The organism is Nocardiopsis baichengensis YIM 90130 (assembly GCF_000341205.1).
Taxonomy (GTDB): domain Bacteria; phylum Actinomycetota; class Actinomycetes; order Streptosporangiales; family Streptosporangiaceae; genus Nocardiopsis_A; species Nocardiopsis_A halophila.
In genome coordinates, this window is the sequence record NZ_ANAS01000006.1 from 229,304 (window position 1) to 254,272 (window position 24,969).

At 75.2% G+C, this 24,969-nt stretch carries 23 protein-coding genes; 11 read left to right on the plus strand and 12 right to left on the minus strand.

Annotated features, from left to right (window positions below; all coding sequences use genetic code 11):
• Positions 1 to 132: 132 nt before the first annotated feature.
• Positions 133 to 903 carry a GNAT family N-acetyltransferase gene (locus C892_RS0107200; protein WP_017556670.1) on the minus strand — a complete coding sequence of 257 codons (771 nt, stop codon included), beginning with the start codon at positions 901 to 903 and terminating at the stop codon, positions 133 to 135.
• 176 nt (positions 904 to 1,079) lie between these two features.
• On the opposite strand from C892_RS0107200, the gene C892_RS0107205 reads away from it, so the two are divergent.
• Positions 1,080 to 1,565 (plus strand): nitroreductase/quinone reductase family protein, encoded by a 486-nt coding sequence (locus C892_RS0107205; protein WP_017556671.1) that lies wholly within the window; start codon positions 1,080 to 1,082, stop codon positions 1,563 to 1,565.
• Between the two features lie 56 nt (positions 1,566 to 1,621).
• Here C892_RS0107205 and C892_RS0107210 read toward each other — a convergent pair whose 3' ends face one another.
• Positions 1,622 to 2,299, minus strand: coding sequence for a TrmH family RNA methyltransferase (locus C892_RS0107210; RefSeq protein ID WP_017556672.1), 678 nt, complete (start codon positions 2,297 to 2,299; stop codon positions 1,622 to 1,624).
• 57 nt (positions 2,300 to 2,356) lie between these two features.
• A complete protein-coding gene (locus C892_RS0107215; RefSeq protein WP_017541856.1) occupies positions 2,357 to 2,749 on the minus strand; it encodes a hypothetical protein in 393 nt (130 codons plus the stop codon).
• Positions 2,750 to 2,960: 211 nt separating this feature from the next.
• On the opposite strand from C892_RS0107215, the gene C892_RS0107220 reads away from it, so the two are divergent.
• On the plus strand, positions 2,961 to 5,243 hold the full coding sequence (locus C892_RS0107220; RefSeq protein ID WP_017556673.1) for a MalT transcriptional regulator family protein: 2,283 nt from the start codon (positions 2,961 to 2,963) through the stop codon (positions 5,241 to 5,243).
• 273 nt (positions 5,244 to 5,516) lie between these two features.
• On the opposite strand, the gene C892_RS28670 is transcribed toward C892_RS0107220, so the two are convergent.
• From C892_RS28670 to C892_RS0107240, 4 genes are all read right to left on the minus strand, one after another.
• The gene (locus C892_RS28670; protein ID WP_017556674.1) at positions 5,517 to 7,262 is read right to left on the minus strand and encodes a CDP-glycerol glycerophosphotransferase family protein; all 1,746 of its coding nucleotides are present in this window, start codon (positions 7,260 to 7,262) and stop codon (positions 5,517 to 5,519) included.
• A 10-nt stretch (positions 7,263 to 7,272) separates the two neighbouring features.
• On the minus strand, positions 7,273 to 7,701 hold the full coding sequence (locus tag C892_RS0107230) for a DUF3054 domain-containing protein (protein WP_017541853.1): 429 nt from the start codon (positions 7,699 to 7,701) through the stop codon (positions 7,273 to 7,275).
• A gap of 225 nt (positions 7,702 to 7,926) precedes the next feature.
• Entirely contained in the window at positions 7,927 to 9,114 is a 1,188-nt protein-coding gene (locus C892_RS0107235) for a S1 family peptidase (protein ID WP_026124194.1), read from the minus strand.
• Between the two features lie 764 nt (positions 9,115 to 9,878).
• A complete protein-coding gene (locus tag C892_RS0107240) occupies positions 9,879 to 12,062 on the minus strand; it encodes a S9 family peptidase (RefSeq protein WP_026124195.1) in 2,184 nt (727 codons plus the stop codon).
• A gap of 100 nt (positions 12,063 to 12,162) precedes the next feature.
• Between C892_RS0107240 and mshB the strand changes: the two genes are divergently transcribed.
• Together mshB and C892_RS0107250 are read left to right on the plus strand one after the other, a co-directional pair.
• Entirely contained in the window at positions 12,163 to 13,023 is an 861-nt protein-coding gene (mshB, locus tag C892_RS0107245) for an N-acetyl-1-D-myo-inositol-2-amino-2-deoxy-alpha-D-glucopyranoside deacetylase (RefSeq protein WP_017556677.1), read from the plus strand.
• A gap of 9 nt (positions 13,024 to 13,032) precedes the next feature.
• Positions 13,033 to 13,503 carry a hypothetical protein gene (locus tag C892_RS0107250; protein ID WP_017556678.1) on the plus strand — a complete coding sequence of 157 codons (471 nt, stop codon included), beginning with the start codon at positions 13,033 to 13,035 and terminating at the stop codon, positions 13,501 to 13,503.
• Here C892_RS0107250 and C892_RS0107255 read toward each other — a convergent pair.
• The 3 genes from C892_RS0107255 to C892_RS0107265 form a co-directional block, all read right to left on the minus strand.
• Positions 13,496 to 14,740 carry a site-2 protease family protein gene (locus tag C892_RS0107255; RefSeq protein ID WP_017556679.1) on the minus strand — a complete coding sequence of 415 codons (1,245 nt, stop codon included), beginning with the start codon at positions 14,738 to 14,740 and terminating at the stop codon, positions 13,496 to 13,498. The genes C892_RS0107250 and C892_RS0107255 overlap by 8 nt on opposite strands.
• Before the next feature lie 219 nt (positions 14,741 to 14,959).
• The gene (locus tag C892_RS0107260) at positions 14,960 to 16,294 is read right to left on the minus strand and encodes a hypothetical protein (RefSeq protein WP_026124196.1); all 1,335 of its coding nucleotides are present in this window, start codon (positions 16,292 to 16,294) and stop codon (positions 14,960 to 14,962) included.
• Positions 16,295 to 16,360: 66 nt separating this feature from the next.
• Complete coding sequence (locus tag C892_RS0107265) at positions 16,361 to 16,606, minus strand: putative acetyltransferase (protein ID WP_017541847.1); 246 nt, start codon at positions 16,604 to 16,606, stop codon at positions 16,361 to 16,363.
• 191 nt (positions 16,607 to 16,797) lie between these two features.
• On the opposite strand from C892_RS0107265, the gene fdxA reads away from it, so the two are divergent.
• Both fdxA and dapC read left to right on the plus strand, forming a co-directional pair.
• Positions 16,798 to 17,124, plus strand: coding sequence for a ferredoxin (gene fdxA, locus C892_RS0107270; RefSeq protein WP_017556681.1), 327 nt, complete (start codon positions 16,798 to 16,800; stop codon positions 17,122 to 17,124).
• A 210-nt stretch (positions 17,125 to 17,334) separates the two neighbouring features.
• The gene (gene dapC / locus C892_RS0107275; RefSeq protein WP_026124197.1) at positions 17,335 to 18,453 is read left to right on the plus strand and encodes a succinyldiaminopimelate transaminase; all 1,119 of its coding nucleotides are present in this window, start codon (positions 17,335 to 17,337) and stop codon (positions 18,451 to 18,453) included.
• A 562-nt stretch (positions 18,454 to 19,015) separates the two neighbouring features.
• Here dapC and C892_RS0107280 read toward each other — a convergent pair.
• Entirely contained in the window at positions 19,016 to 19,918 is a 903-nt protein-coding gene (locus C892_RS0107280) for a hypothetical protein (protein WP_017556683.1), read from the minus strand.
• A 287-nt stretch (positions 19,919 to 20,205) separates the two neighbouring features.
• On the opposite strand from C892_RS0107280, the gene C892_RS0107285 reads away from it, so the two are divergent.
• The 3 genes from C892_RS0107285 to C892_RS0107295 all read left to right on the plus strand — a co-directional run bounded on the left by C892_RS0107285 (position 20,206) and on the right by C892_RS0107295 (position 23,088).
• Positions 20,206 to 21,042 (plus strand): 2,3,4,5-tetrahydropyridine-2,6-dicarboxylate N-succinyltransferase, encoded by an 837-nt coding sequence (locus C892_RS0107285; RefSeq protein ID WP_017556684.1) that lies wholly within the window; start codon positions 20,206 to 20,208, stop codon positions 21,040 to 21,042.
• Between the two features lie 113 nt (positions 21,043 to 21,155).
• Positions 21,156 to 22,223, plus strand: a complete 1,068-nt coding sequence (gene dapE, locus C892_RS0107290; RefSeq protein WP_017556685.1) for a succinyl-diaminopimelate desuccinylase — start codon at positions 21,156 to 21,158, stop codon at positions 22,221 to 22,223.
• Between the two features lie 67 nt (positions 22,224 to 22,290).
• Positions 22,291 to 23,088: an LOG family protein gene (locus tag C892_RS0107295; RefSeq protein ID WP_017556686.1), complete on the plus strand. Its 798-nt coding sequence runs from the start codon at positions 22,291 to 22,293 to the stop codon at positions 23,086 to 23,088.
• Positions 23,089 to 23,411: 323 nt separating this feature from the next.
• On the opposite strand, the gene C892_RS0107300 is transcribed toward C892_RS0107295, so the two are convergent.
• On the minus strand, positions 23,412 to 23,735 hold the full coding sequence (locus C892_RS0107300) for a hypothetical protein (protein ID WP_017556687.1): 324 nt from the start codon (positions 23,733 to 23,735) through the stop codon (positions 23,412 to 23,414).
• Between the two features lie 108 nt (positions 23,736 to 23,843).
• Between C892_RS0107300 and C892_RS0107305 the strand changes: the two genes are divergently transcribed.
• On the plus strand, positions 23,844 to 24,275 hold the full coding sequence (locus tag C892_RS0107305) for a hypothetical protein (protein WP_017556688.1): 432 nt from the start codon (positions 23,844 to 23,846) through the stop codon (positions 24,273 to 24,275).
• 50 nt (positions 24,276 to 24,325) lie between these two features.
• On the plus strand, positions 24,326 to 24,919 hold the full coding sequence (locus C892_RS0107310; protein WP_017541838.1) for a DNA-3-methyladenine glycosylase I: 594 nt from the start codon (positions 24,326 to 24,328) through the stop codon (positions 24,917 to 24,919).
• Positions 24,920 to 24,969 lie beyond the last annotated feature (50 nt).

The following is a 24,969-nucleotide window of genomic DNA, read 5'->3' on the forward strand; positions in this document are numbered from 1 at the left end:
ATGGAATCGGCTCGTGGGACGCGTCGGACCGTGCGGGCGCGGGATCGCACCAGAATAGGCGCCCCGCCCTCCTGTCGGCCGGTCCTCACAGAGAGTGGCCGGATGCGGCCGGGGCCCTTCCCCCGGCCGGTCCTACTCGCCCGTCGCGCTGCTGCGGGGGACGGGCACGCGCATCGGATCCGGTCCGGTCTCGGGTTCGCGGACCATCCCGTACAGGGGAGGAACGCCCGGCACATCGATCTCCCCGGTCGCCTCGAACCCGAAGCGCTCATAGAAGGGGAGGTTCTCCTTCTTGGAGGACTCCAGGAACACGGGCACAGCGTCGGCATCGGCGCGGGCCAGCCCCGAACGCAGGAGCGCCGACCCGGCGCCGGTCCCCTGCGCGGCCGGATCGGCGGCGAGTTCGGCGAGGTACCAGTGGGGCCGTGTGGGGCCGTGCGCCGCGATCCGCCGGTAGGCGGCGAGGATCTCCGCGGTGCGCCGGAGCCCGAAGAGCGCCGCGAAGTGCGGGGCCCCGCGCAGCAGGGCGAGCGGGGAGGTGCCCCGCGACCCCGGGCCGCGCCAGGTCGCGGCCCCCACGACCCTGCCGTCGGCGACGGCGACCTCGGCCAGGCCCTGCGGGACGTAGTCGAACCCGCTCTCCAGGGCGAACAGGCGCGCCGACCGCTCCAGCCGGTCCGCGGGGTCGGGGAAGAGCCAGGCGGTGTAGGGGTCGTCGGAGAAGGCGCGCGCGATGGTGCGGGCGATCGCGGCGACGTCCTCCTTCACCGCGGGCCGCACCCGGACCTGCGGCTCGGCGGTCTTTCGGGACGCCCCCTTCTGAGCGCCCTTCTTCTTCGCCCCCTCGGCCTTCGAGCCCCGGCGCTTCTGCGGTGTCGGGCGTGCCCCGTCGTCCGTGCCCATGACGTCCCCCCGGTCGTGCGGTTGCGGATGCCCTGGAAGCTACCAGCGCGAACGCGCTCAGGCCCCTGGCCACGCGGGGTGTCGGCGGGCGGGGCGCAGGGGGCCGGGAGCCGATCCGATGGCGCGGCGCGCCGGGTTAGGGTCCGCACACGACCCGAACCCACGAGGGGGTTGCCATGACGGACGAGACGGACCGCCGGGACCAGCTCAGGAAGAGGTTCTGGACCTCCATGAACGGGGGCGTGGGCGCCGTGCTGCGCTCCCGCGCCCACCCGGTGCTCAGCGGCCTGTTCATGCTCCTCACCTACGAGGGGCACAAGAGCGGCCGCACCTACACCATTCCCGTCGCCTACTACCTCCGGGAGGGCGGCGAAGTGTGGGCGCTGAGCGAGCAGGGCGGGTGGACGCGGAACATGCGCGGCGGCCACGAGGCCACCCTGCTCATCCGCGGCCGCGAGTTCCGCGTCTCGGGCACCGCCGTGGAGGAGGCCAAGGAGGTCGCCGACATGATGAGCGAACTGCTGCAGGAGCGCGGGCCGCGCGCCCTGCGCGGGCACGGGCTGCGCCTGCCCACGGACCGGCAGCCCACGCACGACGAGATCATGCACGCGGCCGAGGGCGCCTGCATGGTGCGCTTCCGCGTCCTGCACGAGACGACATGAGGGCCCGGGCCCCGGGCCGCTGAGGCCCCGGCGGCCCCGGCAGGGCGGCCGACCGGTCAGGCGGAGGGCGTCCGTCCCTCCGCCGGCTGGTCGAACACGTGCGCGCGCACCCAGGCGTGCATGGCGATCGCGGCCGCGGCCCCCGCGTTGATCGAGCGTGTGGAGCCGAACTGGGAGATCGACAGCACCGCCGAGCACACCTTGCGCACCTCCGCCGACAGGCCGGGCCCCTCCTGGCCGAACACCAGGACGCACGCGCGCGGCAGCGGATGGGTCTCCAGCGGGACGGCTCCGGGCAGGTTGTCGACCCCCACCAGCGGCAGCCCGCGCTCCTCGGCCCAGGCGGTCAGCGCCTCGGGGCCGGGGTGGTGGTGGACGTGCTGGTAGCGGTCGGTGACCATGGCCCCGCGCCGGTTCCACCGCCGCCGGCCCACGATGTGCACCGCCTCGGCGGCGAAGGCGTTGGCGGTGCGCACCACCGAGCCGATGTTGAGGTCGTGCTCCCAGTTCTCCACGGCCACGTGGAAGGGGTGGCGGCGGGTGTCCAGGTCGGCGACGATCGCCTCGCGGGTCCAGTACCGGTAGCGGTCGACGACGTTGCGGCGGTCGCCCTCGGCCAGCAGCTCGGGGTCGTACCGGCCGTCCCGGGGCCAGGGGCCCTCCCAGGGGCCGACGCCCACCGCGGGGCCGCCGTCGTGCCCGGTGCCGCCGCCGGTCAGGCCATGATCGTCCACGCGCCCCAGCTTAAGGGGGCGCGCGGGGCGGGCGGTCCCGGCGGCGGAGGCGGGGCCTCAGCCGCGGGAGCGGCCGATGTTCACGCCGCCCTCGATGGTCCCCGCCTGGACGAGGGTGCCCGAGACGGTCCCCGAGGCGTTGTTGTTGACGACGGTGTCGCCGTCCTGCTCGGTGAAGTGCGGGGCGACCTGGACGACGAGGCCGCGGACCGTCTCGTCCTGCTCGGCGGCGTCGCGGATGTGCCCGGCGAGCCGGCCGACGAGTACCTCGTCCTCGCCGTCGCCGTCGCGGGCCTCGTCCAGGGCCTCCCGTTCGGGGGTGCCCTCGGCGAAGCGCCTGCGCAGGGCCTTGCGCAGGGCCGTGACGGAGTCCTTGGCGCCCTGGGTGAGCATCTCGGTGGCCTTTCCGGCGACCGCCGCGGCCATGGCCAGCATCACCTCGTCGCCCATGGGGGCTTCCTCCACTCGTCGGCAGCGGGGTAGGGGGCGCCGTCGGCCCCGGCTCAACCCTCTCACCCTCGCACAGGGGAGAGGAGCCAGGGACGCGAACGGACTGTCCGTATCCGGTCACCGGCGGCAGGGGGGCACGGGGGCGCCAGGGGACCGTGCGTAGGATCGGGCCCGACCCCCTACCCCCCGGACCGCTGAGGAGCTCAGGCCGGTGTCGGCAACCGACAACACGTCGCACGGCAACCAGGGCGGCGCGCACGTACAGGCGGGCCGTATCGACACGGTGGTCGTTCAAGGCGCGCTGGAAGAGGCCGCGCGGACCGTCGAACCCCAATGGGACGTCTCCCGGGTGCTGCGCGGCAGATTCGTCAACCACGACGAGGGGCTGGCCTACACGGGACGCGTCTACCGGGAGACGGCGCTGCAAGGGCGCCCCGGGAACCTGTTCGTGGTCGCCCCCAGGGGAGCGGGAAAGTCGGCCTTCAGCGTCGAGGCGGCGTACCACCTCCGCTCCCTCTACACAGGCTCCGTGTCCGGTTCCGCGTCCGGTCAGGAAACCGAGGCCGGAGGGGAGCGCACGCGCGGCGTCTGGGGGCTGTACGTCGACCTCGACGAGCAGCGCGCGGCGGCCGGCGGCGACGCCGAGGAGCACGCCCACCTCGCCGACGCACTCGCCTCGCTCCTCGGGGACCTGGGGGTGCCCGCCGAGAGGATGCCCGCAGGCCTCGCCGAACGCTCGGAGGAGTTCCGCAAGGCCACCGGGCGTGAGCCCTGCATCGTGATCGTCGAAGGGATCGCCTCCGCCTCTGAGGCCGGCCTTTTCACCGTCGGCACGGGGAGCATGGTGATCCTCACCGGCCGCACGGAGCTTCCGGGGCTGCGGCGCCGCGGCGTGCCGGTACTGCGCCTCCCCGCACTGCGCACCGAGCATGCGCTGGCCCTGCTCTGCGGCTTCGACGGCCCCGAAGAGCACCTCAAACGGCTCGTCGAGGCCGACCCCGACGGCGCGCAGGCGCTGGTGGACCGCTGCGGCGGCCTCCCGCAGGCGCTCCAGATCGCGGGCGCCCATCTGGCCATGAGGCCCGAGGAGACCCCCGCATCGGTGGTCGAGCGCCTGGACGCCGCCGGGGCCGGCCTGCCCGGGGAGCTGGACCGGCTCGTCGAGCCCGAGGACGGGGACCCGCGCTTGGACGAGGTGATCGCGCTCGGCTTCGGCGACCTCCGCTCGGAGGCGGCCCGGCAGCTCTACACGGCCCTGGGGGAGGTTCCCGGGCGCCGCGTGCACGAAGGGCTGGCCGCCGCGCTGCTGGGGTCGCGCCGGCAGGCGCGCGAGGCGCTCGGAGAGCTGGTCCGGGCCTGCCTCATGGCCGCCGAAGGCGGCGGCCGGTACCGCTGGGAGCCCCTGATCCGCCACGACGCGCACGGGCGGGCCCAGGCGCGGCCCGACGCGGAGCGCCGCCGGGCCGCCGAACGCGCCGTCGACTGGTTCACCACGGCCCTGGCCCGGGCGGACCGCGAGATGGGCGGCGGGCGCAGCAGGGCGACCCGGGAGCACGGGGACCGGGCCGCGGCCCGGGAGGCCCAGGTGCCCTTCGGAGGCGAGAAGGCCGGCGCCGAGGCGCAGGAATGGGTCGCCGAGGCCGTGGACGCGGTCCCGGCCCTGATGGCCGTCGCCGTGGAGACCGGACGGGACCAGGATGCACTGGTGATGGCCGAGTCGTGCTGGTACGTCGTCCATGAGCACCGGCGCGGATCGGTCGGGGCGGAGATCTTCCGCTACGCGGGCGAGATCGCCCGCCTGGGGCAGAACCCCGTCGCCGTCCACAGGATGGACAACTACCTGGCCCGGGTGCTCGTTGAGGGCGGCGAGGCCGACCGGGCGGCCGCGGTGCTCCACGAGGTGCTGGAGCCGCCCGAGGCGTCCGGGGAAGAGCGGCCCGCGCCCCGAGAGCGCGCCGTCCTGCTGGAGACGCGCGCTCTGGCGCACGCTGAGCGCGGGGAGTACGGCGCGGCGGAGGCCGACTTCCAGGAACGGCGACGCATCGATATCGAACTCGGCAACCGGCGGGCCCAGGTGATCGACGGTTACCAGATCGGCGGCCTGCGCCTGCGCGTCGGCGACCCCACCGAGGCAAGGCGGGAACTGGAGGCCGCCAGGGCCGCCGTCGCAGAGGAGCTGGGCGGGGACGGCCGCAGCGATGACTGGCGCACGCTCGCCGCCAAGATCGAGGTCCGCTTGGGAGAGGTCTATCTCCGCGCTGATGAGCCGGAGGCCGCAAGCCGGACGGGGAAGGCGGCGCTCGAACTGTTCGCAGAGGAGGGCGAGGAAGGGCGCGCGGTGTGGAGCGCCGACGCCCTCGCCCTGATGGCGCGAGCCGAGGCGTGCCTGGGCGGTACCGACAAGGCCCGCGCATACGCTACGGCGGCGGCGCGGCTCTACCGGAGGCACCACCAGACCGAGAGTGCACGAGGGCTGGCCGACCTGATCGGCTGACCCGGAGTCGTCCGAGTCCCATTGAGGAAGCCCAGGACGGGCAGGGGTGAACCCCTGAGGAGCAGGACCAGGGACGCCGATCCGCCTAGCGGGGGAAGCTCCATGCTCACGGCCTGGCCCGACCCGCATACCCGCCCCGGGTCATCTCCGCCCCGGCGTACGTCGTCCGGGTGGGCGCCGGCTTCGATGGTTTCGATCCGGAGGCCGGGGCGGATCAGTGGGCAAGCCCCGGGAGGTAAGGGGATCCCCTGCTTGGGCAGGGGACGTGGCGACTCAACCACACGCCTCCGAGGTCCCCTCACCGCGCCTCCGGTGAGGGCGCCGATCACCCGAGATCAGTCGGGGGGGGGGTACGCTCAACCGCGTCTCCTCCAGGAGACCCCTGACGACCGCTCCCTTCTCCCGCCATTCGGTGAGGGAGCGGCCCCTGTGGAGCCACGCGGTCGCGGCCGCCGCGACCGCGACGGCGTCCGGACCGGAACCCGTCCCCTGAGCGGCCACACGGGTCCACGGCGCCCCCGCCTCCGCCAGCAGGAACTCGTCCCCGCGCAGCGCGGCCACCGCGACCGCGGCACCCGGCCGGCGCTCCAGCGCCGTGCGGGCCCACGCCACCGCCTCGGCCTCGCCGACCGCGTGCGGCCGCACCAGTCCTTCGGCGCCCGCGGCCCGCGCCGGCGAGGGGTCCTCCACGCTCACCAGCAGCGCCCCGGACTCCGGCCCGCACAGCGCCGCCGGCCGCAGGCGCGGGCGCAGCACCGGCGCCCCCAGGTCGCTTCCGCCGTCCTCGGCCGCCACCCGCCAGGCCGTGGTCTCGGCGGCGTGCACGAGCGGGTCGGGCAGCGGCGGGGGGTCGACCGGCCCCTCCGGGGGGTCCAGCCCCAGCAGTGCGTAGCACTGGGCCCGCAGCCGCTCCGCCGCTTGGCCGACGCGGTCGATCAGTAGGCCGCGGGTCCGGGGCCGGGGCGCGTCCACGACCTCCTCGATCCGGCGCAGCGGGTCCTCGTCCGGGGCCAGGACCGGGCAGGCGGCGCCGAAGGCGTGCAGCGGGGAGGCCGGGTCCAGCTCGTCCCGCCCGAAGGCGGCCAGCAGCACCGGCCGCCCGAGCGCGGCCGCGTAGTAGGTGGTGCTGCCGTGGTCGCCCACCACGGCGTCGGCGGCGATGAGCGCCGCCCGCCACCCCTCGTGCGGGTCCACCAGCGCCAGCCCGGCGGCCCGCTCCCGCCGCAGCAGCAGTTCGAGGCCCTTGCGCCGGCCGTGCCGGTGCCAGACGTTGGGGTGCACGACCAGGGCGGTGCGGTACTCCTCGCACGGGAGCCGGCGCAGCACCCGGCGGATCCCCTCGCGCACCGAACCGACCAGTGAGTCGCGGTTCCAGGTGGAGGAGAGCACCACCAGCCGCCCGCCCTCGGGGACGCCGAGCGCCCGGCGGAAGCGGTCGCGGCGGCCCTCGTTGTCCCGCATCCGGTCGAACGAGGGGTCGCCCACCACCTCGGTGCGGATGCGCTCCAGCGGGCCCCTCAGCCTCCCCCGCTGCTCCGGATGGGACAGGGCGAGCACGGTCGGGACCGGGACGCCGGCGTGCAGGAGCTGCTCCGGCGCCAGGCCCGAGGCCGTCCGCAGGGGGCCGTCGGCCTCCTGCACCAAGCGGTTGTGCCCGGCGCCGTGCGGCATCAGCAGCAGGGGCGGTCCACTGGGCGCGGCCGTCCCGCCCGCCGTGGACAGCCGGTGCAGCCCCTCCTTCGGCGAGGCGGCCATGGCGAGCGCGAACTCCCCGCGGCGCGCCACCGCCTCCTCCCAGGACAGGACCTGCTCCACCCCGGCGGAGGCGAGGACCGCACGGATCCCGTCCTCAGAGACCGATCCGGGGTTCAGGGCGAACTCGACGGCGATGCGGTCGTCGTCGCCGAAGACCTCGACGGCGTCGAGGAGCCGTCCGGCCGCGGGCACGCTGCGCACGACGATCAGGACCTTGCGCTCGGGAGGGGGAAAGGTCCCACTGGCTTCGCGGGGGAGGGGCATCGCTCGGACGCTAGGAGGCCGGAGCCTCCTCGCCGTTCCCGCCGGACCGCCCGTCGGCACGGTCGGCTCCCTTGCCGCGGCCCATGGTGAAGGGGCGGGCGAGTTCGCGCCAGCCCACCATCGAGGCCCCCAGGAAGACGGTGGTGACGATCGCGAACGACAGCGGGGCGCCGTCCTGCGTCAGGAAGGCCCGCAGGGCGAGGCCGAGGGGCACGGTCACGACCCACACGAGCACACCGGTCCACACCGCGCGCATGGGCGAGCGCCAGGCGCGCGCCACGAGCCACCCGGCGGCCAGTCCGGCGGCGAAGGGCCAGGCGGTCCCGAGGAACCCGGCGATACCGGCGGCCTCATCGTGCGAGGCGCGTCCGACGGCGACGAAGGCGCCGACGCAGAGCAGGTCCAGGACGGCGGCGACGGCGATGGGGACGAAGCGCATGCTTCCAGGCTATGGCCGGTCCGGCAGTCCCCCATACGGGGGCGGCCCCGGGGAGGACCCCGGGGCCGTGTGGGACGCGTGCCGCATGGCAGTGCCGTACGACGGTGCTGCATGAAGGAGGGCCGACCGGCGAGGGGGGATGGGGACCTGCGCCGGCCGGCCCGGGTGCCGCGGGGGCCGCGGCGTGGACGGGGTGGGGTCAGGGCCCCGTTCGGGGCCCCGGGGTCACCCCGTCAACAGGGTGACGCCGTAGGTGTCGAGGATCGGGTTGACCGGCTGGAAGAAGGTGGTCCCGCCGGACGTGCAGTCGCCCGAGCCGCCGGAGGTGACGCCCTGGGCCTGGTCGTCGCTGACCCACGAGCCGCCCGAGTCGCCGGGCTCGGCGCACACATCGGTCTGGGTCAGTCCGTTGACCGTGCCCTGGGGGTAGGACACCGACTGGTTCTTGGCCTGGATCGTGCCGCAGTGCCAACCGGTGGTGGAACCCGACCGGCAGACGGACGCGCCCTCGGGCGCCTCCTCGGAGCCGGCGACGGCCACGGTGCCGCCCGCGTAGTCGTTGACCGCGGGGGTGGGGTTCCAGCCGGCGTCGGCCTGGACCGCCGCCATGTCGGCGCCGGGGAACTCGGCGTCGGTCACGGTGCCGGTGCCCGAGCCGTCCTGCGAGCTCACCTGCGTCCCGGTGCTCCCGCAGTGGCCCGCGGTCACGAACCCGGACTCGGTGGCGAACCCGATGGAGCAGCGCCCGCCCCCGGTGGAGTAGGCGTCGCCGCCGACGATGTCGGCGTACAGCCGCGGCTCGTCCCGGGTGCTCTCCACGGTGTAGGCGTCCTCGGGGACGCCCGCGGCGCGGGCGAACTCCCCGGCGGCGGCCTCCTCGCCCTCCAGGGCGGTGATGACCACGCTGTCCTGCCGGATGTCGGGGTACCACCCGGCGACGCCCTCGGACAGCCCGGCGCCCTCGGCGTTCAGGTCGTCGATCATGGCGTCCAGGCCGTCCCGGCCGTTCTCGACCACCTCGGCCTCGGCCCCGGCGGCGGTCACCTCCGGCGCCGCGGAGGCGTCGGTGACCGCGACGGTCAGGGTGCCCGAGTCGATGTCGAACCAGCTGCCGCCGAAGTCCTCGCCCAGCGCGGAGCGGAGGGTCTCGTCGGTGCTGCGCGCCTGTGCCTCGGTGTCGACCAGCTCCAGCGCCTCGGCCTCGCTCAGGCCCAGGTCGCGCTGCATCGCCTCGATGCGCTCGGAGTCAGGGCCGCCGGCGGCCGCGCCGCCGGCGGCCGCGCCGCCGGTGTCGGCCGCCACGGTGGCGGCCTCCTGGGGGGAACCGTCGGACAGGACCGCGACCCCGGCCCCGACCAGACCCAGAGCGAGCGCACCGCCTCCTGCGGCGCGCACGATGGTGGATTTACGCATCCATCCGCCCTTCTCGAATCGTTGGGGGTTGTGAAGGACGGGTCCGCGTTGAAGAGCGGGGGCTCAAGGCGGACCCGGTGCCGGCCGCCCGGAACGGGGACGGGCGTCGGCACTCCGTTCACCCAGTGCTTTGGGTGAACGATGGGAAACCTTAGGTCATGGTGTCCGAGTGGCGACAGATGCGGCCGACCTTCCGAAATGGAGGGAAGTTACCGGCTGGTCGGGAAAGCCGGGCCGCCCTCGGCGGGCGGGGTGCGGCGGAAGCGCGACGTGGAGCCGGGGATGACCGATGATCCGATCATCCGATGTACACGTGCAGCGGTGAAAATCAAGGGCCCCTGTCTGGCCGGATCAGGACAGTTCGGCGAGCGGAAGGATGAGCTCCGGTTGGCTCGGTGCGGTACGGAGTTCAGTCGAACTGATCAATGCGGTGGGGGTCGGGTGAGCGGGATGTCGAACTCCGGTGCCGCACATGCCGTCCGCTGTCCAGACGACGGGCGGCCCTCCCGCGCGCACCGAAGGGCGGGGCCCTCCGCGGCCCAGCGCGGCGAGCGCGTGCGCCGCCCCCGCCCGGCAGTGGAGCCGATTCCCCTGACCGGCTGCGGCGGGGGCACGCCCCGGAGCTCCCCGGGGCGGGGGGCGGCTTCGACACGAGTGGCCGGACCGGGCGACCTTCGGACCGGATGCCCCGCCGCGGAGTCCCCCGGGCGGGGCGGTGGCACGCCGGCCTTCCCCGCGCCACCGCCCCGCCACCCGTCCGCCTCTCAGGCGCCGCCCTCCTCGGCGGTGATGCCGAGGGAGGAGCGCAGGAAGTCCACCTGCAGCAGCAGGAGGTTCTCGGCCACCGTCTCGTCGGTGGGCATGTGCGTCACCCCCGACAGCGGCAGGACCGTGTGCGGGCGCCCCGCCGCCAGCAGCGCCGAGGACAGGCGCTGGCTGTGCGCGAACACCACGTTGTCGTCGGCCAGCCCGTGCACCAGCATCAGCGGCCGCTTGAGCCCCGGCGCGTCGTCCAGCAGCGAGCTGCGCCGGTAGTCCTCGGCCCGGTCCTGGGGCAGCCCCAGGTAGCGCTCGGTGTAGTGGGTGTCGTACAGCCGCCAGTCGATCACCGGTGCGCCGGCGACCGCCGCGTGGAAGACGTCCGGCCGGCGCAGCACCGCCAGCGCCGACAGGTAGCCGCCGAAGGACCAGCCGCGGATCCCCACCCGGTCCAGGTCCAGGCAGCCGTACCGCTCGGCGGCGTCCCGCAGGGCGTCCACCTGGTCCTCCAGCACCGGGCCGGCCAGGTCGGTGTGGACCGCCTGCTCCCACTCCACCCCGATGCCGGGGGTACCGCGGCCGTCCGCCACCAGCACCGCGAACCCCTGGTCGGCGAACCACTGCGAGGTGAGGTAGGCGCCGCGGGCCCGGAGGACCCGCTGGGCGTGCGGACCGCCGTAGGGGTCCATCAGCACCGGCAGCCGCCGCCCGGCGTGCGCGCCCTCGGGGTCGAACCAGGACGGCAGCACCAGCGCCGAGGGGATGCGGCGCTCCCCGGCCCGCCACAGCCGCGGCCGCGGCGCGGGCAGCTCGGGCTCCTCGGCGTGCGAGGCGATCTCGGCCGCGACGGCGGGCGTCTGGCTCCAGGCGTCGGCCACCACGAGAGTGCGCACCCCGAACCGGTCCGGCGAGCGGCGCTGGACCACCAGGGTGCCGCCGCGCATCCGGCCGGCGTCCACCCCCGCGCCGTCCCCGCCGGGCACCTCCACCGGGCCGGCGAAGCCGTCGGAGGCGTCCACGAGCCACAGCTCCACCGTGTCCGGGCGGTCGGCGGGCGAGACCGAGCACAGGATCCGGTCGCCGTCGACGTCGCCCACGCCGCGCACGTACAGCCCGGGCGGGCCCATCGGGCGGCCGCCGACGAACAGCCGCCGCTCACCGCCCTCCTCGCGGCCGATCCACACCGTCTCGCCGCTCGCGGTGAAGTCCGGAACCCCCGGCATGATCTCCACCCACACCGGGTCGGTCTCGGTGCGCACCGGGCCGGTCAGCCCGGTGGCGGGGTCGGCGCTGTGCACGATGAGCGTGCGCTGGTCGCGGCTCTGCGCGCCGAAGACCGCGGTGGGGGTGCCGTCCGGGCCGGTCGTCCATCCGGCGGTGGCCAGGTAGGGCAGCGCCTCCCGGTCCCACTCCAGCCACTGCGGCTCGGCGGGCCCCCGGTCGCCGCCGCGCGGGTCGAGCACGGCCAGGCGCACCTCGGCGTTGGCGGTCCCGGCCGCCGGGTAGGCCATGGACTGTCCGGCGGCCGCGGGGTCCCCCGGGTCGGACAGGTGCCACCGGGCGACCATGGACTCGTCCACCCGGGCGGCCAGCAGGGCCGAGGCGTCCGGCGACCACCACATGCCGCGGTGGCGCCCCATCTCCTCGGCGGCGATGAAGTCGGCCAGCCCCCAGGCCACCCCGGGCCCGTCGGGCTCGGCGACGGCGCGGTCGGCGCCGCTGTGCACGTCCACCACCCGCAGGGCGCCCCGGCAGGCATAGGCGACCCGGTCCCCGCGCGGGCAGATGCGCGGGTCCACCGCGGGCGCCGCCGCGGGCAGCTCGTACGGGACGGCGCCGTCGCCGACCAGGTCCACGCAGTACAGCCGCCCGGACAGGGCGAACACCGCGCGGGTGAAGGCCTCGTCGGTGCTGTAGGCGACGATGCCGCCGCTGCTCACCCGCAGCCGCTCGCGCCGCGCCCGCTCCTCGGGCGGCAGGTCCTCCTCGGCGCCGCCGATCGCCCGCGGGTCGGCCAGCAGCCGCTCGGTGCCGGTGTCCAGGTCGAGCAGCCACAGGCAGGCCGCGCCGTCGGTGCCGTGCCTGCTCCGCAGGAAGGCGACCTTCCGGCCGTCGGGGGAGAGGGCGAATGACCGGGGGACGCCCAGCGTGAACCGCCGCGTCCGCGCTTCTTGCCGTGGAAAGCTCATGCCGCGATTGTCGCCCATGGCGAGGGCAGGCCGCGCGGGGCGGCGGCGGGTCCGCGGTTCCGGGGGAATCGCCGGGTCGGCCCCGGTATCGTCTGGAGTCATGACCGACCGCCGACTTCTGCTGGTGCACGCCCATCCCGACGACGAGACCATCGTCACCGGCGCGACCATGGCCAAGTACGCCGCCGAGGGGGCCGAGGTCACCCTGGTCACCTGCACGCTCGGCGAGCGGGGCGAGGTGATCCCGCCCGACCTCGCGCACCTGGCCGAGGAGCGCGAGGGCGGCCTGGGCGAGCACCGCATCGGCGAGCTCGACAAGGCCTGTCTGGCGCTGGGGGTGCGCGACCACCGCTTCCTGGGCGGCGCCGGGCGCTACCGCGACTCGGGGATGATGGGCGCGCCGACCAACGACGACCCGACCTGCTTCTGGCGTGCCGACACCGAGGAGGCCGCTCTCGCGCTGGCCGAGGTGATCCGCGAGGTGCGCCCGCAGGTCGTCGTCACCTACGACGACAACGGCGGCTACGGGCACCCCGACCACATCCAGGCCCACCGGGTGACCCTGCGGGCGTTCGAGAAGGCGGGGGAGCGCGCGCTCGCGGGCCAGCCCTGGCAGACCCGCAAGCTCTACGCGATCGCCCAGCCCGAGTCCCGCCTGGCCGAGCAGGTGGCGCGGCTGCAGCGGGAGCCCGGGCCCTTCACCGCCCCCTCCGGGGTCGCCGACATCGCGCCGGGCACCCCCGACGCGCGGGTGACCACCCGCGTCGACGCCTCGGCCCACTGGGCCGCCAAGGCGCTGGCGATGCGGGCGCACGCCACGCAGATCTCCGTCGACGGGGAGCGGTTCGCCCTGTCCAACGGGATCGCCCAGGAGATCGACGCGGTGGAGCACTTCACACTGCTGCGCGGTCCCACGCCGCGGCCCGTCGCGGACGGCTTCGAGACCGACCTGTTCGCTTAGGCTTCCCCCGTGTCCGAACCTGCAGCGCCCGGTACCGGAACCGGGCCCACCCGCACCGCCCCGTTCGCCTCGGCCGTCGATTTCGCCGTCCACCCCGCGCTGTTCTGCGCCTCGGTGGTCGCCGGGGTGGTCGGCGGCGTCCTCTCCGGCTGGCTGGCCTGGCTGTGGCTGAGCGGCCCCGTGGGCCAGGTGGTGGCCGGGGCGGCCCTGCTGGTCGTGCTGTGCCTGCTGTACCTGGCCGTGCGGGCCGCCGGCTGGGCGACCCGGTCCCGGATCGGGGCGGGCGTGTGCGCGGTCGGCTGGACGCTGGCCCAGGTGGCGCTGCTGCTGGCCGGGGAGTCGGGCGACGTGTTCTTCCTCCTCGCCGCCGCCGGGATCAGCAACACCTACCTGTACGGCGGGGTGGTCGTGATGACGCTGGCGGTGGTGTTCACCCCGCCGGCCCCGCCGGACCGGGACCGGGAGGACCCGGTCAGCTGATCCAGAACCGCATCAGCAGCTCGCCGAAGAAGATGTCCATCTGCGGCATGCCGATCTGCCGGAAGAGCCCGGTCATGGCGTTGATGTAGGCCAGGTTGACCACGTTGAACCAGAGCACGCCGAAGACCGCGATGGTGCCGAACAGCCCGAAGGACCGCGCCGCGCGCTCCATCCCCTCGAAGCGGCGGGGGCTGGCGGTGGCCGCCTCCAGCAGCGGCACCAGGACCGTGTAGCCGTCCAGTCCCGGGATGGGCAGCAGGTTGACCAGGGCCACCGTCAGGTTGAGGTAGCACAGGAACATCAGGCCGCCGATGAGCCAGTTGTCGGTGACCATGCCGGCGGGCACCAGCAGCATGACCGCGACGGCGAACCCGGCGGCCAGCACCAGGCTGGCGACGATCCCGGCGAGCGCGGCCAGGATGCGGCGGCCCCGGCCGCCGAGGGCGTCCCGGTCCACGTAGGAGGCGGGGCCGGTCAGGCCGATGCCGCCGAGCACGACGAAGACCGCGGGCATGAGCAGCCCCGTGAAGAAGCCCCCTCCGGTCTCGCCCTTGCCGGAGACCCGGCGCTCCCGGTAGGCGAACGGGTTGAGGCGCAGGTAGCCGCTGCCCCGCAGGCCGCGGTCGCCGGACAGGTAGGCGACCAGCGCGTGCGCGAACTCGTGGACGGCGACGCAGGCGATCCAGGCGCCCAGGATGAAGACGAAGGGCGCGTAGGGGGTGCCGCCGTACTCGTAGAGGTCCTGGGTCTCCTCCCAGCGGGTCCAGGAGAACCAGCCGGCGAATGCGGTGATGCCCAGGATCAGCAGGAAGACGGGGCTGGGAAGGAGGTCGAACACCGAGGAGCGGGAGCCCTGCGCGCCCCGGTCGCCGCCGTCCCCGCTGTTCTCCCTGTGCGTGCTGTCGGCGTCGTCGGCGCTGTCCGAACTGACGGCACTGTCCGTGCGCTCCCCACCGTCCGTGCCTTCCCCGCCGTCCGTGCCGTCCTTCGGCTCGGCCCCGTCGTCCTCGCGACCGGCCGGCCCGTCGGGCGCGGACGGCTCCTCAGACTCCGCCCGCTCCTCAGACTCCGTCGAATCCGCGGGTTCCGCAGGCTCTGCCGGGGCGGACGCCCCTGAGGCCGCGTCCGCGTCCCCGCCGACGGCGACGGCGCCCTGCGGCTCCTGCCCGTCCGGGTCCGGGCCGCCCTGCTCGGTGGGCGTCTGGGAATCCGTACCGGACGGATCGGGCGTGGACATGCTGCTCCCACAGGATGCTCGAAAGTGCTGACGAATGCACCGGCCGCACGGGCGGCGGGGGAGGCGCCCGGGCCGACGCCTCCCAGGCTAAGGGGCCCCTGGCGCGGGCGGCGCTGAGGGGGCCGGGGCGGGCGTGCCGGACGGAGCGGCGTCGGTCACAGGGCGCCGCTCACGGACCCACAGAGGCACTTCCGGAGGCCCGCGGAGCGGCCCCGTGCCTCACAGCGACGTGCTGGGCGAGGTGGCCGAGCGGTGCATGGCGGTGAGTGCGAACGCCTGCCCGGTGCGGGTCAGGTCCGGGGCGCCCACACCGCCGACCAGCTCGCTGCGCTGGGCGAACCCCAGCGTCTCCAGCAGCCAGGTGACCTGCAGCAGGACCGCGTGGACCTGCGCGGTGGCGGGGGAGGAGCCGGACTCCTCGCCGCCCCAGCCGGCTTCGGCCAGCACCTGGCGCGCCTCCTCCATCACGTCGGTGCGCTCGGTACGGGCGTGGTTGCCGGTGGCCCGCGGGGAGCGCTGGAGCAGCAGCCCCAGCAGCGTCTCAGTGGCGGCCTGGGCGAACCCGTCGGAGTCCAGCACCGAGTCGGCGGCCGCGCGCCAGAGCTCGGTGTCGTCGCCGTGCAGCCGCCGCCCGCGCCGGGTCAGCACCATGCGGCGCCCCGATCTGCGCACCGCGCGCATCCCGCGCAACAGCTTGTGCAGGGAGATCAGCTGCATGGCGTCGGTCTCGCTGCGCGGCGGCGAGGGCGAGGTGGCCCAGCCGAACTCCGAGCACAGCTCGCGCACCACGGTCGGTGAGATGTAGCCGATCTGGGTGAGCCCGATGCCCTCGTCGGCGAAGTCGAGCAGGCGCCGCGCCGGCGCCAGCGCGGCCGCCGCGTCCGGCGGCGGCTCGGCGCCCACGATGAGCTGGCCCAGCAGCGGCCACAGCCGCTGGCGGTGCGCGTGCGAGGGCGAGCCCAGCCAGCCGCGCACCCGCTCCTCGCGCACCCGGTCCAGGCGGCTGCGGCCGTGCGCGTCGGGCTGGGTGAGGAAGGCGCGGGCGAACCGCTCCTGGGCGGTGCGCCAGCCGCGCGCGCCGGGGCGCACGTCGCCGGCGGCGATGGCCAGCTCCAGGGCGGCCGAGGTGTCCTGGTGCGCGGCGATCTCGGCGGTGCCCAGGACGGTGCCCCAGGTCAGCTCGGACAGGTCCGGCGGCTCCACCCCCGAGGCGCGCATCGCCCGGCGGTAGGCGGCCAGCCCGCTGTCGTGGCCGGCGGAGTGGGCGTCCAGCACGGTGCGGGTGGTGGTCGATGAGCAGATCGCGGCGTAGCGGTCCAGGTCCAGCAGGGAGAACAGGCGGCCCAGGGAGCGGGCGGTGAGCATGCGCTCCCCGGTCTCCCCGGCGAACCGCACCGGCAGCACGTACCAGCAGAACTCCTGGACCGACCGCTGCGTCAGGTCCTCCAGGTTCCCGCCCCCGGTCAGCGAGGACAGGGCGTTCTCGGCCAGGCGCGCGGCGCGCGGGTCCAGGCGGGCCAGCTGCGCGAGCGCGGACGCGACGGTCTCCTGCATGGCGTGGGTGGGCACCTCCCCCTGCCGGGCACTCCGTTGCCGGTCCGGCTCCGCTGTCGTCCGTTCCTACCGTCCCCTGTCGGCGTCGTTCGCGGCCCGCCTGCGCTCGGGCGGCCGCTGCGGCACCAGCCTGCTGCCGACCACATCGGCCTCGGCCACTTCGGCCGGCTCCCCGTCGCGCCTGCGCACCCGGATCGTTCCGCCGCTCCACCGCTCCAGGACACCGACGATATCCCGGAAGCGTCCGTCGGGCAGCCGCACCCGCAGGACGGCGCGCCGTCCCAGGTCGGCAGGGGAGGCCTCAAGGGCCATACGCGCCCCGTTTCCCACTCGATCGACCCCCAATTGGGCACGTGAGCCCGGTGAGCGCAATACTGGAAGCTGCGAATCGTCTGACGTGAGCCCGGCGAGTCCGCGTGCCGGATGCCCGGCGTCGCCCAGGCTACGACAGCGAAGACCCTTGCACGCGGTCAACGTGGCGAAGACCGAAGAGGAGTAACGACGTGACCTACGTCATCGCGCAGCCGTGCGTCGATGTGCTCGACAAGGCCTGCATCGAAGAGTGCCCTGTCGACTGCATCTACGAGGGCGAGCGCATGCTCTACATCCACCCGGACGAGTGCGTCGACTGCGGCGCCTGCGAGCCGGTGTGCCCCGTGGAGGCCATCTACTACGAGGACGACCTGCCCGAGCAGTGGTCCGAGTACTACAAGGCCAATGTCGAGTTCTTCGACGAGATCGGCTCTCCCGGAGGTGCGTCCAAGGTCGGCAAGTACGACACCGACCACCCGATCATCGCCAAGCTTCCGCCGCAGGCGGAAGGCGAGTAGCCGTACGGCGGCCGCGCCCGGACCGCGGGCGATCCCGGGGCGGCCGCCGGCCCGCGCCGCCCTGTGCCCCCGTGCGCCGCATGGGGGCGCAGAGGCGCGGGTACGGCCGTTCTGGAAGAGGGGACCGGGCACCGGCAGGACCGGACCCGGCCCCGCGAGCGCCCGTCCCCGGCCCCCGGGGGCGGGCCCAAGCCGTGTGGAGCAGAAGTGATGGCGGAACGACGACGCCTCGCCGACCGGATGCCGGTCTTCCCCTGGGACCGCCTGGCGCCGCACAAGGCGACCGCGGCGGCGCACCCGGACGGGATCGTCGACCTGTCGATCGGCACCCCGGTCGACCCGGTGCCCGAGGTGGTGCGCCGGGCGCTGGCCGCGGCCGCCGACGCCCCCGGCTATCCGGCCACGCACGGCACCCCGGCGCTGCGCGCCTCGGCCGCCCGGTGGCTGGAGCGCCGCCACGGCGTGCGCGTCGACCCCGAGGCGGTGCTCCCGGCCATCGGCACCAAGGAGCTGGTGGCCTGGCTGCCCACCCTGCTGGGCCTGGGCGAGGGCGACACCGTCGTCCACCCCGAACTGGCCTACCCCACCTACGACGCCGGGATCCGGCTGGCGGGGGCGCGTCCGCTGCCCGCCGACGGGCTCACCGCCCTGGGCCCCGAGCGCCCGGGCCTGGTGTGGATCAACTCCCCGGCCAACCCCACCGGCCGCGTGCTGGGCGCCGACCACCTGCGCAAGGTGGTGGCCTGGGCCCGCGAGCAGGGGGTCATCGTGGCCTCCGACGAGTGCTACCTGGACCTGGACTGGGAGGGCGAGCGGCCGCTGTCGGTGCTCCACCCGGACGTGTGCGGCGGCTCGCACGCCAACCTGCTGGCGGTGCACTCCACCTCCAAGCGGTCCAACCTGGCCGGGTACCGGGCCGGGTTCGTGACCGGCGACCCCGAGCTGGTCGCCGAACTGCTGGCGGTGCGCAAGCACGCCGGGATGATCGTCCCGGCGCCGGTACAGGCCGCCATGGGCGCGGCGCTCGACGACGACGCCCACGCCCAGGAGCAGAAGGCGCGCTACGGCGCCCGGCGCGAGGCCCTGCGCGGGGCGCTGGAGGCCGCCGGATGGACCATCGACCACTCCGAGGCCGGGCTCTACCTGTGGGCCTCCCGCCCCGGCCTGGACGCCTGGGGCGCGGTGGCGGCCCTGGCCGAGCAGGGCGTTCTGGTCGCGCCCGGCGCGTTCTACGGCCCCAAGGGGGCGAACCACGTCCGCATGGCCTTCACCGCCACCGACGAGCGCATCGCCGCGGCCGCCAAGCGCCTGGAGGCCCTGGCCGGCTGAGCAGGGGCCCCTCGCCCGGCGGCGTGGTCCCCGGATCCCGTGACCCTGCACTGGCGCCGCCGCTCGGCGGCGCCAGTGCAGGGTCACGTGTCGATCCCGGGGCCACTGAGGTGGTCGGCAGCCGTGCGGGGCCGCCCGCAAGGCCGTCGGCTCCTCAGCGCGCATCGGGAGCGGTGGATTCACCACTCGACGTGGGTGGTTTCTCGTGGTCGTCGCAACACCGGTGGCCGGTTGCTGTTGTTGGGGAGTCGTTCCAGGCGCTCGGCCGGGGTCCCGGTCCAGGGTCTTGCGGGGGCGGCGGCCCCTGGGGGCGGCGGTCGTCGCGGATCTCGAAGGGGTCCATGGCACCCCTTCGGGGTCGGAGTGGTGCAACGACCGATAGAACCCGCACCGCCCGAAGCGGTGATTCCCCCACTCCCGACACTCCCGACCACCGGCCCGCTCCCCGGCGGGTCGATCGCAGGGCGCAGGGCGATGGCCCCCACGGAACCGGCAGCGACCTCAGTCGGCCCCGAACGGGTCGCCCGGGTCGTTGCACCGGGGCCGGGACCGGGCGCGCGGGTCAGCCCAGGACCACCTGGCCGTCGGGGGCGTGGTCGGGAACGCTCTGCCAGCCCTCCTGGCCGTCCTCGGCGGTCCAGCGCTGGTCCTGGTAGCCGACCGACGTCAACCCGTACTCCTCGGAGTTGGCCACCGCCCACAGCGCCATGGCCCACCCCAGGTCGCCGGTCTGCGGCTGCGCGCCCGGCGCGGGCAGCGCCCCCGGGTCGGCGCCGAACACCCGCTCCATCTCCGCCGCCGCGGCGTCCACGTCCGCCGGGGCCGACGGCGACGGGGCCGGCGCGGGCTCCCCGGGCGTGCGGGCCGGCTCCTCGGGCCAGCAGGTCACCGCGGGGCCCTCGGCGCCAGTGAAGGCCCGCGCCATCAGCCGCGAGCGCTTCTCGTGCTGGTCGTAGGCGAAGCCGTCGGCGCTGCGCTGCACCGCCTGGGCCGCCTCGTAGACCGGGATGTCGGCGTAGCCGTCCACCTCCTCCAGGTGGGCGTAGAACTCGTTGCTGGCGTAGACCGGGTCCATGATCTGGTCCGGCTCGCCCCACTCCTGGGAGGGGCGCTGCTGGAACAGCCCCAGCGAGTCGCGGTCGCCGTAGTCGATGTTGAAGAACTTGGTCTCCTGCCACACCGTCGCATAGGCCACCACCACCGCGTGCTCGGGCAGGTCGCGGCTGAAGGCCACGCCGCCCACGGTGGCGGCGCTGGCCGCCTGCTCCGGGTCCAGGGGGTCCTCGGTCCCGTCGACGGTCACGGTGCAGCCGGCCGCCACCGGGGGATCGATCTCCACCGGCTCGATCGAGGTGATGACGTAGTAGCCGGCGGCCACCAGGGCGCCGCACACGGCGGTCAGGACGGCGAGGATCTTGACGAAGGCGGAGGTCCTCCGCCGCTTCGGACGGGTCTTCTCGTGCACAGGCAGGCCGTTGGACTCATGGGGCGCGGCCGCGCGCCGCGCGGTCCGGCGCCCCGACGGACAGGGACCGGCCCCAGACGTGACGCAGGGGATGAGCGAGGGTCTCGCACGCCGTTGAACCGGGGTGTTCGCTACCCGAATGGTAGAGGGTCTCCGGGGGCGCCGCCGTGGAAGGCGGCGCCGCGCCGGAGCGTACCGTCCCCGGTGGCGGGGCTGCCAGCCGACGCCCCCGGTCGGCGGTGCGCCCGGTTCGTCGGTGGGCCCGCGAACCGTTAGGCTCACCGGACATGACCACCTCGTTCACCAGTCCGCTCCCCGAGGAGATCGACGAGCTCTGGGAGCGCCGCTCCGAGCTGACCCCTGACGACACCGCCGCCCGCGACACCATCATCGGCGCGGTCGACGAACTCGACGCCGGCAAGGCGCGCGTCGCCTTCGTCGACGGCGACACGGACCAGGTGGTCGTCGACGAGCGGGCCAAGCGCTCGATCCTGCTGAGCTTCCGGGTCCTGGGCATGGAGGAGTCGCAGGTCGGCGACTTCTACCACCACGACCGCATCCCGCTGAAGAAGCGCTTCGAAGGGGTGCGCGTCGTGCCCGGCGCCATCGCCCGCTGGGGCGCCCACCTGGCCCCGGGCGTCGTGCTGATGCCCTCCTTCACCAACTTCGGCGCCTGGGTCGGCTCGGGCACCATGGTCGACACCTGGGCCACCGTGGGCTCCTGCGCGCAGGTCGGCGAGAACGTCCACCTGTCCGGCGGCGCGGGCGTGGGCGGCGTGCTGGAGCCGCCGCAGGCCTCGCCGGTGGTCATCGAGGACGACGCCTTCCTCGGCTCGCGCAGCATGGTCGTCGAGGGCGCCCGGGTGCGCCGCGGCGCCAAGCTCGGCGCGGGCACCATCCTGACCTCCTCCACCCGCGTCTACGACGCCGAGACCGGCGAGGAGCTGCCCCGCGGCGAGGCCCCCGCCTGGTCGGTGTGCGTCACCGCCAACCGGGTCAAGAGCTTCCCCGGCGGCGACTTCGGCATGCCGGTGCTGCTGGTGCTCAAGCGCCTGGAGGAGGGCCAGGAGCACGACAAGCTGGCGCTCAACGACATGCTCCGCGAGCACGGCGTCAACGCCTGACGCGCCCCGCGCGAGCGGGTCCGGGCCGCCCCGTGCCGCGGGGCGGCCCGCCCGAGCGCCCCGGCGCCCCCGCCCGCCCCTCGTCCGCGTCCCCGATCCCGAAGGTTCCGGCCATGCTCAACCTCGCCGACGACGTCCGCACGCTCACCGCCCGCCTGGTCGACACCGAGTCGGTCAGCGGAGGCGAGCGGCCCCTGGCCGACATGATCGAGCAGGCGCTGTCGGGCCTGCCGCACCTGCGGGTGGACCGGCACGGCGACGCCGTGGTGGCCCGCACCGAGCTGGGCCGGGCCAGGCGGGTGGTGCTCGCCGGGCACATCGACACCGTGCCGATCGTGGGCAACGTGCCCTCGCGGCGCGAGGGGGACCGCCTCTACGGCTGCGGCTCCTCCGACATGAAGAGCGGGGTGGCGGTGCAGCTGCGCCTGGCCGCCGCGCTCACCGAGCCCGTGCACGACCTCACCTTCGTCTTCTACGACTGCGAGGAGGTCGACGCCGAGCGCAACGGGCTGCGCCGGCTGGCCCGGGAGCACCCCGAGTGGCTGGCCGGGGACTTCGCGGTGCTCATGGAGCCGACCGGGGGCGTCATCGAGGGCGGCTGCCAGGGCACCATGCGGGTCGAGGTCATCGCCCGGGGGGAGCGCGCCCACAGCGCGCGCTCGTGGATGGGCAGCAACGCCATCCACGGCGCCGGGCGCATCCTGGACGTGCTGCGCGCCTACACCCCCCGCGAGCCCGAGGTCGACGGGCTGCGCTACCACGAGGGGCTCAACGCGGTCTTCGTGTCCGGGGGAGTGGCGGGCAACGTCATCCCCGACGAGTGCGTGGTCACCGTCAACTACCGCTTCGCCCCCGACCTGAGCGTCAAGGACGCCGAGACCCACCTGCGCGAGGTCTTCGACGGGTTCGACGTGCGCGTCACCGACGCCGCGCCGCCCGCCCGGCCCGGCCTGGACGACCCGGCGGCCGCCGAGTTCGTCTCCGCCGTCGGCGGCGGGCAGGCCCGCGCCAAGCTGGGCTGGACCGACGTGGCGCGGATGTCGGAGCTGGGGGTGCCGGCGGTCAATTACGGGCCGGGCGAGCCCACCCTGGCGCACACCCGCGACGAGTGGGCCGACCTGGCGCTGGTGGACGAGGCCGAGCGGCGGATGACCGCCTGGCTGACCGGTGGCGGCGCCTGATTGAACGCTGCGCGGCCCGGCCCCGCCGCGCGGGCGCGCACCCTGCTCCTGGGGATATTTTGGCCCCATGACCGATGCTGAGAAGATCCGCCGCGCGGGACCCCTCACCTACCGGGGCAGCGCCATACCGGAGACCACCACCGACCAGCGCCTGCTGGACCGCCGCGGTCCGGCCGACTGGGTGCACACCGATCCGTGGCGGGTGCTGCGGATCCAGTCGGAGTTCGTCGAGGGCTTCGGACTGCTCTCCGAGGTCGGGCATTCGGTGAGCGTGTTCGGCTCGGCGCGCATCCGGCCCGGGTCGCCCTACTACGAGCTGGGCGAGACCATCGGCGGCGACCTGGCGCGTGCCGGGTACACGGTCATCACCGGCGGCGGACCCGGCCTGATGGAGGCCGCCAACAAGGGCGCGCAGAAGGCGGGCGGGCCGTCCATCGGCCTGGGCATCGAGCTGCCCTTCGAGCAGTCCCTCAACGACTACGTCGACATGGGCGTCACCTTCCGGTACTTCTTCGTCCGCAAGACGATGTTCGTGAAGTACTCCCAGGCGTTCGTGGTGCTGCCCGGGGGCTTCGGCACCCTGGACGAGCTGTTCGAGTCGATCACCCTGGTGCAGACCGGGAAGGTGACCCGCTTCCCGGTGGTGCTGGTGGGCACCGAGTTCTGGGGCGGCCTGGTGGACTGGATCCGCGACCGGCTCCGCGCGGAGGCGGTGATCTCCCCGGACGACCCGGACCTGATGTACCTGACCGACGACCCGGGCGAGGTCGTCGACATCATCGCCAAGGCCCACGCGGACATGGCGGCCCGCCGCGAGGTCGAGGCCCGCGCCGTCGCCGAGGCCGCCGAGGAACAGGGCGAGTAGGCACCGCCCGGGGCCCGGTCGGCGGCCGCGCCGCCTGCCCCGCGGCCGCCGCCCGTGCCGGGCCGTCCCCGTCGGACCGCACCGACGGCACGGAGCCGGACCGGTACGGCCCGGCGCGGGGGCCGGCCGTCCTCGACGGTGCAGCGGGCCGGGACCAGGCGCCCGTCGGTGGCCGGTTCGGCGTCGGCGTGGGCAGTTTGGGCCGCGGAGGGCCTCCTGACCTTCATCAGGTGTCGATCTCGACGAGCCACACCTGTGTCGGAGGCCCCCCTCCTGCTGCCGCACCGCTGCCGGTCCGTACCTGGCCTCCGTGGTCAGTACACCTAGGCCAGCCCGCGGCGTACCGCCGCGGGGCGACGGTCGCCGCGGACCGTCAGGACCATGTCCAGCGCCTGCCGGGCGGCGCGGGGGTGCGCACTGGTGAACAGCCGCGCCCCCAGCCAGGCGTAGACGGCCACCAGGGCCGCGCTCTCGGCCGGGTCGTCGGCTTCACAGCGCACCAGGACCGGGGCGCCGTCGGCGGCCAGGGCGCGCACCCGGTCCGGCGGCGGCCGGTGCCCGGCGTCCGCGGCCCCCTCCGGCCGCGCCCCGGGGGCCAGCACCTGGGCCGCCCCCTCGTCCGGTCCCGCCTGCCCGCACGTGTGCATACCGCCGAGTCTGCCATGCCGGGGCCCGTTCACGGTCCGCCGCGATGTGGCACGATCGGAACCGTGAATCCAACGATCCTCATCCTCATCTCGCTGTCAGCGGTCGCCGTGCTCGCCGGCGTCGCCTACGCGGTCATGGGGAAGGGCGGCCAGCTGGCGCGCTTCGAGGCCGACCACCCGCCCCTGGACCTGCCGGAGGACCGGCCGGTGACCCCGTCCGACGTGGGGCGCATCGCGCTGCCGCTGGCCCTGTGGGGCTACCATGTGCGCGGTGTCGACGAGGTGCTGCGCAGGCTCTCGGCGGCGCTGGCCGAGCGGGACGAGCGCATCGCCGACCTGGAGCGGCGCCTGGCCGAGGCGGGCGCGGCCACCGGGCCGCGGGTGCTCTACCCCCGTCCCGGGCCGCAGCCCGGCACCGCCGGGCCCACCGCGATCCGGCCCCCGGAGGCCGGGCCCTCCGAGCTCCGGACGCCCGCCCCCGCCGACCAGGAGCCCGCCCCGCGGCAGGACGCGCCCGCCGGCCGGGCCGCCCAGGGCTGAGCGCCGCCCCCTCCCGGCGCCCGACAGCGACCACCGCCGGGAGGACCCCCATGACGCACGAGACCGCCGCCCCGCACGCCCCCGCCGGCCCCGACGGGCGCCCGCGCTGCACTTGGGCGCTGGGCACCGAGGACCTGACGGCCTACCACGACACCGAGTGGGGCCGCCCCGTCCGCACCGACCAGGGCATGTTCGAGCGCGTCAGCCTGGAGGCGTTCCAGGCGGGGCTGTCCTGGCTGACCGTGCTGCGCAAGCGGGAGGCCCTGCGCGAGCACTTCGCCGGCTTCGATATCGCGGCGGTTGCGGCCTTCGGCGGGCCCGACGTGGAGCGGATGCTCGCCGACGCCCGCATCATCCGCAGCCGCGCCAAGATCGAGGCCGTCATCGGCAACGCGCGCGCCGCCCTGGAGCTCCCCGGGGGCCTGGCCGCGGCGGTCTGGGAGCACGCCCCGGCCCCGGGGCGGCCCGCGCCGGCGGGCGACTCCGAGGTCCCCGCCTCCACGCCGGAGAGCGCCGCGCTGGCCAAGCGGCTGCGCGCGGCCGGGTTCCGGTTCGTGGGCCCCACCACCGCCTACGCCGCGATGCAGGCCACCGGGGTGGTCGACGACCACCTGGCCGGCTGTTTCCTGCGGGGAGGGGACTGAGCACCGGTCCGGTCGCCGGGTCGCTTATCCTCAGTCGCTGGACAGGCGAG

What these genes read in the sequence shown, in the direction of transcription:
- C892_RS0107265 (WP_017541847.1), bottom strand. Translation starts at nt 16,606, where the DNA reads ATGGCCCTTGAGGCCTCCCCTGCCGACCTGGGACGGCGCGCCGTCCTG.
- C892_RS0107215 (WP_017541856.1), bottom strand. Translation starts at nt 2,749, where the DNA reads ATGGGCGACGAGGTGATGCTGGCCATGGCCGCGGCGGTCGCCGGAAAG.
- C892_RS0107295 (WP_017556686.1), top strand. Translation starts at nt 22,291, where the DNA reads ATGACCGATGCTGAGAAGATCCGCCGCGCGGGACCCCTCACCTACCGG.
- dapE (WP_017556685.1), top strand. Translation starts at nt 21,156, where the DNA reads ATGCTCAACCTCGCCGACGACGTCCGCACGCTCACCGCCCGCCTGGTC.
- C892_RS0107300 (WP_017556687.1), bottom strand. Translation starts at nt 23,735, where the DNA reads ATGCACACGTGCGGGCAGGCGGGACCGGACGAGGGGGCGGCCCAGGTG.
- C892_RS0107310 (WP_017541838.1), top strand. Translation starts at nt 24,326, where the DNA reads ATGACGCACGAGACCGCCGCCCCGCACGCCCCCGCCGGCCCCGACGGG.
- C892_RS0107260 (WP_026124196.1), bottom strand. Translation starts at nt 16,294, where the DNA reads ATGCAGGAGACCGTCGCGTCCGCGCTCGCGCAGCTGGCCCGCCTGGAC.
- C892_RS0107235 (WP_026124194.1), bottom strand. Translation starts at nt 9,114, where the DNA reads ATGCGTAAATCCACCATCGTGCGCGCCGCAGGAGGCGGTGCGCTCGCT.
- C892_RS28670 (WP_017556674.1), bottom strand. Translation starts at nt 7,262, where the DNA reads ATGCCCCTCCCCCGCGAAGCCAGTGGGACCTTTCCCCCTCCCGAGCGC.
- C892_RS0107285 (WP_017556684.1), top strand. Translation starts at nt 20,206, where the DNA reads ATGACCACCTCGTTCACCAGTCCGCTCCCCGAGGAGATCGACGAGCTC.
- dapC (WP_026124197.1), top strand. Translation starts at nt 17,335, where the DNA reads ATGGCGGAACGACGACGCCTCGCCGACCGGATGCCGGTCTTCCCCTGG.
- C892_RS0107230 (WP_017541853.1), bottom strand. Translation starts at nt 7,701, where the DNA reads ATGCGCTTCGTCCCCATCGCCGTCGCCGCCGTCCTGGACCTGCTCTGC.
- C892_RS0107255 (WP_017556679.1), bottom strand. Translation starts at nt 14,740, where the DNA reads ATGTCCACGCCCGATCCGTCCGGTACGGATTCCCAGACGCCCACCGAG.
- C892_RS0107200 (WP_017556670.1), bottom strand. Translation starts at nt 903, where the DNA reads ATGGGCACGGACGACGGGGCACGCCCGACACCGCAGAAGCGCCGGGGC.
- C892_RS0107205 (WP_017556671.1), top strand. Translation starts at nt 1,080, where the DNA reads ATGACGGACGAGACGGACCGCCGGGACCAGCTCAGGAAGAGGTTCTGG.
- mshB (WP_017556677.1), top strand. Translation starts at nt 12,163, where the DNA reads ATGACCGACCGCCGACTTCTGCTGGTGCACGCCCATCCCGACGACGAG.
- C892_RS0107240 (WP_026124195.1), bottom strand. Translation starts at nt 12,062, where the DNA reads ATGAGCTTTCCACGGCAAGAAGCGCGGACGCGGCGGTTCACGCTGGGC.